This is a genomic window from Streptomyces durbertensis, assembly GCF_014156695.1.
Lineage (GTDB): Bacteria > Actinomycetota > Actinomycetes > Streptomycetales > Streptomycetaceae > Streptomyces > Streptomyces durbertensis.
The window spans coordinates 1-6,068 of record NZ_WMLF01000333.1; the positions used below are offsets into that span (position 1 = coordinate 1).

The 6,068-nt window shown below is 68.5% G+C and carries 7 protein-coding genes, 1 tRNA gene and 1 pseudogene; 1 reads left to right on the forward strand and 8 read right to left on the reverse strand.

The features are described from left to right. Window positions 1-299: 299 nt before the first annotated feature. The 6 genes and pseudogenes from GL263_RS28500 to GL263_RS19485 all read right to left on the reverse strand — a co-directional run bounded on the left by GL263_RS28500 (window position 300) and on the right by GL263_RS19485 (window position 3,286). Window positions 300-548: a hypothetical protein gene (locus tag GL263_RS28500; RefSeq protein WP_228456664.1), complete on the reverse strand. Its 249-nt coding sequence runs from the start codon at window positions 546-548 to the stop codon at window positions 300-302. Further along, window positions 532-708: pseudogene (locus GL263_RS19465) on the reverse strand (sigma factor-like helix-turn-helix DNA-binding protein); the annotation flags it as partial. The pseudogene GL263_RS19465 and the gene GL263_RS28500, both read right to left, overlap by 17 nt. 33 nt (window positions 709-741) lie before the next feature. Next, entirely contained in the window at window positions 742-1,512 is a 771-nt protein-coding gene (locus GL263_RS19470) for a hypothetical protein (protein ID WP_182857020.1), read from the reverse strand. Between the two features lie 1,024 nt (window positions 1,513-2,536). Then, window positions 2,537-2,722, reverse strand: a complete 186-nt coding sequence (locus GL263_RS19475) for a hypothetical protein (RefSeq protein ID WP_182857021.1) — start codon at window positions 2,720-2,722, stop codon at window positions 2,537-2,539. 61 nt (window positions 2,723-2,783) lie between these two features. Continuing rightward, window positions 2,784-2,969 (reverse strand): hypothetical protein, encoded by a 186-nt coding sequence (locus tag GL263_RS19480; protein WP_182857025.1) that lies wholly within the window; start codon window positions 2,967-2,969, stop codon window positions 2,784-2,786. A gap of 143 nt (window positions 2,970-3,112) precedes the next feature. After that, window positions 3,113-3,286 (reverse strand): hypothetical protein, encoded by a 174-nt coding sequence (locus GL263_RS19485; protein WP_182857022.1) that lies wholly within the window; start codon window positions 3,284-3,286, stop codon window positions 3,113-3,115. Window positions 3,287-3,791: 505 nt separating this feature from the next. On the opposite strand from GL263_RS19485, the gene GL263_RS19490 reads away from it, so the two are divergent. Next, a complete protein-coding gene (locus tag GL263_RS19490) occupies window positions 3,792-4,556 on the forward strand; it encodes a GntR family transcriptional regulator (RefSeq protein WP_182857023.1) in 765 nt (254 codons plus the stop codon). A gap of 279 nt (window positions 4,557-4,835) precedes the next feature. On the opposite strand, the gene GL263_RS19495 is transcribed toward GL263_RS19490, so the two are convergent. Further along, window positions 4,836-4,923 (reverse strand) — tRNA-Ser (locus tag GL263_RS19495). Between the two features lie 39 nt (window positions 4,924-4,962). After that, a partial coding sequence (locus GL263_RS19500) for a S1C family serine protease (RefSeq protein WP_182857024.1) occupies window positions 4,963-6,068 on the reverse strand: 1,106 nt, incomplete at its 5' end.

Here is a 6,068-nt window from a genome sequence, read left to right on the forward strand (position 1 = left end):
GGTACGCCCTCTGGCTGGCCGCCCGCGAACACCCCCTCCCCTGACCCCTCACTCGCCCTCGCCCTCTGCCGTCGGAGACGGTGTGGGAGGCGTCCCCGTCCGCGGGTCGGTAGGCACCGGGCCGCTGGGCGTCCGGGGGACCGCCCCCGCTTCACCGCTCGCGGCGGCGGAAGGATCACCAGGCGTCATCGGCACCGCCGGCGCGGACGGCGTCGGACCGGTGGTCGACGCCGTCGACTCCGAAGGAGCCGGCGTCGGTGTCGGCTCCGGCGGCGTCTGGCTGTTGGCGGGCACGGGTGTCAGCGGGGCGCGGGCGCGACCGGCCTCACGAGGTACAGCGGCACCGCGACCAGAGCCGCCGCCAGGCACGCCGCCCCCACCCCCGTCGCCGTACGCAGCACGCGGCGGCGGGACGCCGCGCGGCGGATCTCCGCGTAGCGGCCGGGCGGCGGCGCCAGGTACGCGGACGGAGGCCGGAGAACAACCGCCAAGGGGTCGTCGGCTGCGGGGCCCGCACCCGCCGCGTCATCGTCAAACCGTGTGGTCAAGGCTTCTCCTGAGGTGGGTACGGAGCAGTTCGCGGGCCGCGTGCAGGTCGGCCTTGACGGTCCCTTCCTTGCGCCCGGTCAGCGCGGACACCTCCCGGATCGGCATGTCGGCGTAGTAGAGAACGCGGAAGCCGTGGAACACGCCTGGGACACGAATGCCCGCCGCAAGACCAAACACGCTCGGGCGGCTCGGTCACTGGTAGTACCTCGCATCAGCCAGAGCGGCAGCCGCCCCCCTGATCTCCGCTGCCGCATCGTTGAGTGCGCTCGGCAGGTCGACCAGCCGGGAAAGACCGGCGGCCGCCTCCGCCAGAAGCGGTGCGTTGTCCTGAAGATGCATCAGGTCATTGCCAGCCTCTGCCAGCCAGGGCGCGCTGTCCTGAAGATGGCTGAGCCCATTGCTGGCCTGGTACATCATCAGGGCCACGTCTTCCGAAACGCCAGGTAGTCGCCCACTCGCACGTTCAAGATCATCCTTGAGTACCTTGATCAATGACGCCAGTTGTGGCATCTGTTTCGCAATCTCTCCCAGCAACGGCGCCAGGCGGTCGACGTATGCTTCCTGGGCTTCGCAGATCATTTCTGCGAGCCTTGTCTCGGTCAGACCGCTCAGGCCCGCCAAAGCGTGGCCGCCGTCCGCTTCACGTTCGCGCTTCCACGCCAGAAGAATCTCCACGGTGTACTTCTCGCCGCCCGCACCATCGACTCGCTTATGGTGCACATTGCACAGGAGGATCAGGTTGGCGAAGCTGTTCCTCGCTTCCACCGTCCAAGTCGGATCGAAGCGCTTGCCATCCGGCTTCAGCGCTCGGATGTGAGCGATCTCCAAGCTCAGTACAGGCTCGCCATCGATGAAGCGCACGGTCGGCGCACCACATCGCGGGGCGTAGCAGCCCCCTCGGGCGAGCGTCATCAACGCGGCGATGGTGGCATTGCTGTAGTTGCGACGCAGCTTCTCGGCCATGCCGTTCCTCCTCCGATCGGGCACCGACGAAAGGAACATAGAGGAGGCGACTGACAGTGCCGTCCCTGTCACTCGTTACCTCGATGGCCGACCACACTGCGGTTTGGGGGCGACTCTGGGGCGGCGGAGCACAGACAGGAGCCCGTCTGGTCACGCTCCGACCAGACGGGCTCCTCCAGAGGTTCTACGCAGGCAACCGTGAAGAGAAGACGACCTGGCCCGCGCTGTTGTACGACGTTCTCTCGATGTCGACTACCCATCTGCCCGGGGCCACGTGCAGCTGATCGGCTTCATCGATCGCAGTTGGCCGGCAATGACACGCTCGACGCTCCGGGCCAGCTCCACACCTGCCGCGACCAAGTGCTTTCGCAGGTCATCGCCCCAAGGAGACTTGAACGTCCGCAACTCAGGTACTCCGCCCTCGGCGAAGTGGTTATGCCTCTACGTACACAGAGGTGAGACCGCACGGGACCCGCTCATCGTCAGCGGCTGACACCATGTACCGGACGAGCGGCGTACCTTCACTCATCTCCAGGAATTGCTGGGCGTGTCCGGCTGCGGCGAGATCCTGCGTGGCCCGCGGTGACCTCGTACGAAGCAATGGGTGGTGAGGTCCGGGCCCACCGCTCCTCCCCGTACTCGACACGCTCGCGGGACTTGCGCACGAAGTCGCCGCGACCGTGTTGCTCTCCGATCAGTCGGCCGACGCGGAAGTGTGTCGCCGGTACCTGCTCTGGGAGGATTTGATCGCCTGCGCCAGGCTCGCCGGTGCGAATCAACGAACGAATCTCGTCCGACACGTGTGTAGCGAATGGCCATCAGCTACCGCCCTCCGCGCTTCGGGGGACGCGCACACGGGTCCGATGCATGCCGTCGCTCTCTTCGGGGTGCTCAGACAGGCGGAGGAGCTGGCGGGACCGCAGGCACTCCGGGCACGCGTAGAGCGTGTAGCCGGCGCCGCTGGCTGCTGCCAGGAAGCCCACCGCGACGGAGTCAGGCGAGTTCTTCGAGCAGTAGAGACAGCTCATCGAGGCACCCCCGTGCGGTGGTCGCGGGTGACGACATACTCACCGCGTAGGTCGATCACCAGCAGTTCTCCGGTGTGGAGTCTGAGCTGGCGGCCGTTGTGCACAGTCCGGACATCGATGATCCGCCGGTCGTGGCCACCGATCGCGATGACGTCTCCCCGACGGACGGTCGTAGCGCGCACAACCTCGCGATCGGACCCCTCCGGGCGATCGGTGCAGGGTGGCCGACCTGGCCCCTTTCGCTCATGCACGGCCACCGGTTGCCTCCTCGGTCGCGGTGATTTCCTCGAAGAGCTGGAGGACGCTGCGCAGACTGCGCTTGAGGGCGGTGAAGTGGTACGCGATCTGTTCCGGGTCGGCCGTGCCAAGCGACAGCTTCTCGGCGACCTCCAAGTGCTGCTCGGCGACAATCACGATGGCCTGTTCCATGGCGCCCCGCGTCGGTCGCCCGGCAGCCACGCAGGCCTGGCACAGGTCGAGGCGAAGTGGGCTTCCAGCCGCCGTTTGGGGCGACGGCACCAGGGAACGGCCGCAAAGGGCGCACCACCTGGCGGCGGGCGACTTCGACGGGATCATGAGCCGAGTCCGCTCGCGAAGGCAGAACGGCACTCCTGCAACGCGCGGCACAGGCTCTGCTCACGCCGACGTTCCTCACGCTCGTGAGCGAGAACGTAGGGGCGCACGAGGGCGCTGTCCTCACCCCGCAGCAGGTGCGTCTCCTTCGCCCGCTTTCGGGTCGGGGGCATGCGCCAGGTTTTCCCGGCACTTGGCGGTGGAGTCAGGACGTCGCGGTGAATGGGGCGGAGACCGGCCCGGGTCGCCCGTCGTCGGGCTCCCCACGTGGTCAGTCGCTGGACAAGGTCGAACACGCCTTCAGCTCCTCTACAGCTGGGGGCCGTGCCCTCGGGCGGTGTCGGCCGCTGCGGGGGCGTCTGTCTGGATGGCAGCCCATGCCGTGCTGCCGTTCGCGGTGCCGTCGAGGCCGAACCGGTCAGCGCGTTCAAGCGCCGATAACAGCTCCCGCCAGCGATCAGACGGAGCCGGTTCGGACACATCGGCCTCAATTCGGATGTGGTCGGCGTGGTGGGTGACGCGTGGCTCGAAGCCTGCGGCCGCGATCCGATCCGCGATGTCCCGCGCCCGTGACGCGTGAGCGGATGGGGGCACAGCCGAGACCTCCTTCACCCAGGACATAGTCACTCACCGTGCTTCTAGTTAACTAGGTTAGAGCTAGTGAACTAGATTTGTCACATGCCTGACCAGCCGCCGTACCTCCGCATCGCCGAAGCACTCCGGCAACGCGTCGAGGAGCAGGAATGGACGCCAGGCGATCGCTTGCCCTCACGGGGCACTCTCGGGGCCGAGTACGGAGTAGGAGAGAACGTCGTCCGACGCGCTCAGGAACTGCTCATCTCGCAGGGCATCTTGGAAGGCCGAGCCGGCGCCGGTACGTTCGTGGCGCATCCGCGCGAGAAGGTTCGGATGGTTCGCTCTCTGAGCCGCGAGCGGCGCGGAGGCTCCCCGTTCCGCGCCGACATGGCTGCGATCGGCCGGAGCGGCATGTGGGAGCACCACACCGAGGCGAAGGTGCCGGCGCCCGCCGAGATCGCCGAACGGCTCGGCATCGCCGAGGGCGACCTGTGCGTGCGCACCACGTACGAGTTCCTGAGCAACGGCACCCCGGTCATGCTCTCCACCAGTTGGGAGCCGTACAGCCTGACCAGCGGCACCATCGTCGTCCTACCTGAGGGTGGACCGCTTGCCGGGCGCGGAGTCGTCGAGCGGATGGCAGAGATCGGCATCGTCGTCAGCCACGCGGTCGAGCAGCCGGAGCCCCGGCAGGCGGATGCCGAGGAGGCGAACCTCCTCGGCATCCAGCGCGGCGCACTCGTGACAGCCATCCAACGCACGTACTACAGCGACGATGGCCAACCGGTTGAGACTGCCGACATCGTCATCCCTTCCAGCCGCTGCGAGATCGTCTACGAGGTCCCGATCAGTCGTCCTACGGACTGAACCGCCATTCGGACAGTGTCCGGAGGCTCGACTCCCGACCTCACGCGGCGTGGGGTGGAAGGAGGCGCGCCGCCTCCTTCTCACGCGGGCCGATGGCGTAGCCGTCGGCCTGCGGCCTTGAGTCCCTTTCCTGCGCTGCTGGTTCCTGGCCACAGGTTGGCCACACAAGCCGGTCGACGGTGGGATACGGGTGTACGAGGTGAGACAGGGTCACATGCCAGAAGGGGTGTCCCCGGTGTGGGGACACCCCTTCTGAGCAGCGGCTCTGCTGAGTTGTTGCGGAGGCGGTGGGATTTGAACCCACGGTGAGGGGTTACCTCACGACGGTTTTCAAGACCGTTCCCTTCGGCCGCTCGGGCACACCTCCTGGTCGCCGCCGGGGCGGCTCCGGCGACAGCTTAGCCGGTCAGTCGTCGCCTGTGCGCTTGCCCAGGGTGACCTGGGTGGTCTGGGCGCGGCCGTTGCGCTCGTAGGTGACGTCGACGGTGTCGCCGGGCTCGTAGGTCCAGATCTTGCTGATCAGGGTCGGGCCGCTGTCGATCGCCGTGCCGCCGAACTTGGTGATGACGTCGCCGCCGCGCAGGCCGGCCTGGTCGGCGGGGCCGCCGCGGACGACGGAGGGGCTGCCGTCGGCGGCCTCTGCGACGATCTCGGCGCCGCCGCCCTGGCTGCGCATGTCGACGGAGGCGCCGATGATCGGGTACACCGGTTCGCCGGTCTTGATCAGGGTCTGGGCGACGCGCTTGGCCTGGTCGATGGGGATGGCGAAGCCCAGGCCGATGCTGCCGGCGGAGCCGCCAAGGCCGTCGCTGGCGGACTGGATGGCGGAGTTGACGCCGATGACGGCGCCGGCGTCGTTGAGGAGCGGTCCGCCGGAGTTGCCGGGGTTGATGGAGGCGTCCGTCTGGAGGGCGCTCATGTAGGAGGCGTTCGAGCGGTTGCCGTCGCTGGAGGCGACGGGCCGGTTGAGGGCGCTGACGATGCCGGTGGTGACGGTGCCGGAGAGCCCGAAGGGGGCGCCGATGGCGATGGTGGCGTCGCCGACGGCCACGTCGTCGGACTTGCCGAGCGGGAGGGGGGTCAGCTTGCGGTCGCCGGGGTCGGTGAGCTTGATGACGGCGACGTCGTAGCCCTGGGCGCGGCCGACGACCTCGGCCTCGTACTTCTTGCCGTCGGAGAAGACGGCGGTCAGTTCGGCGCCGCCGCCCTCGACGCCGGCGACGACGTGGTTGTTGGTGAGGATGTGGCCCTGCTTGTCGAAGACGAAGCCGGTGCCGGTGCCGCCGCCGGAGCGGCCGCTGCCGCCGTCGACCTGGAGGGTCACGACGCTGGGCAGCGCCTTGGCGGCGATGCCGGCGACGGACTCGGGGGCGCGGTCGGTGGCGCCGTTGCCGGCGGGCGCGTTGACGGTTTCACTGCTGGTGCCGCCGCCGGCGCGGTCGGCGGCCCAGTAGCCGAGGCCGCCGCCGACACCGCCGGCGAGCAGCGCGGCGACGAGGACCGCGGCTGTCT

Excerpts from the sequence above, each read along its gene's own strand:
- GL263_RS19470 (WP_182857020.1), bottom strand. The coding sequence starts at position 1,512 with ATGGCCGAGAAGCTGCGTCGCAACTACAGCAATGCCACCATCGCCGCG.
- GL263_RS19480 (WP_182857025.1), bottom strand. The coding sequence starts at position 2,969 with ATGGAACAGGCCATCGTGATTGTCGCCGAGCAGCACTTGGAGGTCGCC.
- GL263_RS19485 (WP_182857022.1), bottom strand. The coding sequence starts at position 3,286 with ATGCCCCCGACCCGAAAGCGGGCGAAGGAGACGCACCTGCTGCGGGGT.
- GL263_RS19490 (WP_182857023.1), top strand. The coding sequence starts at position 3,792 with ATGCCTGACCAGCCGCCGTACCTCCGCATCGCCGAAGCACTCCGGCAA.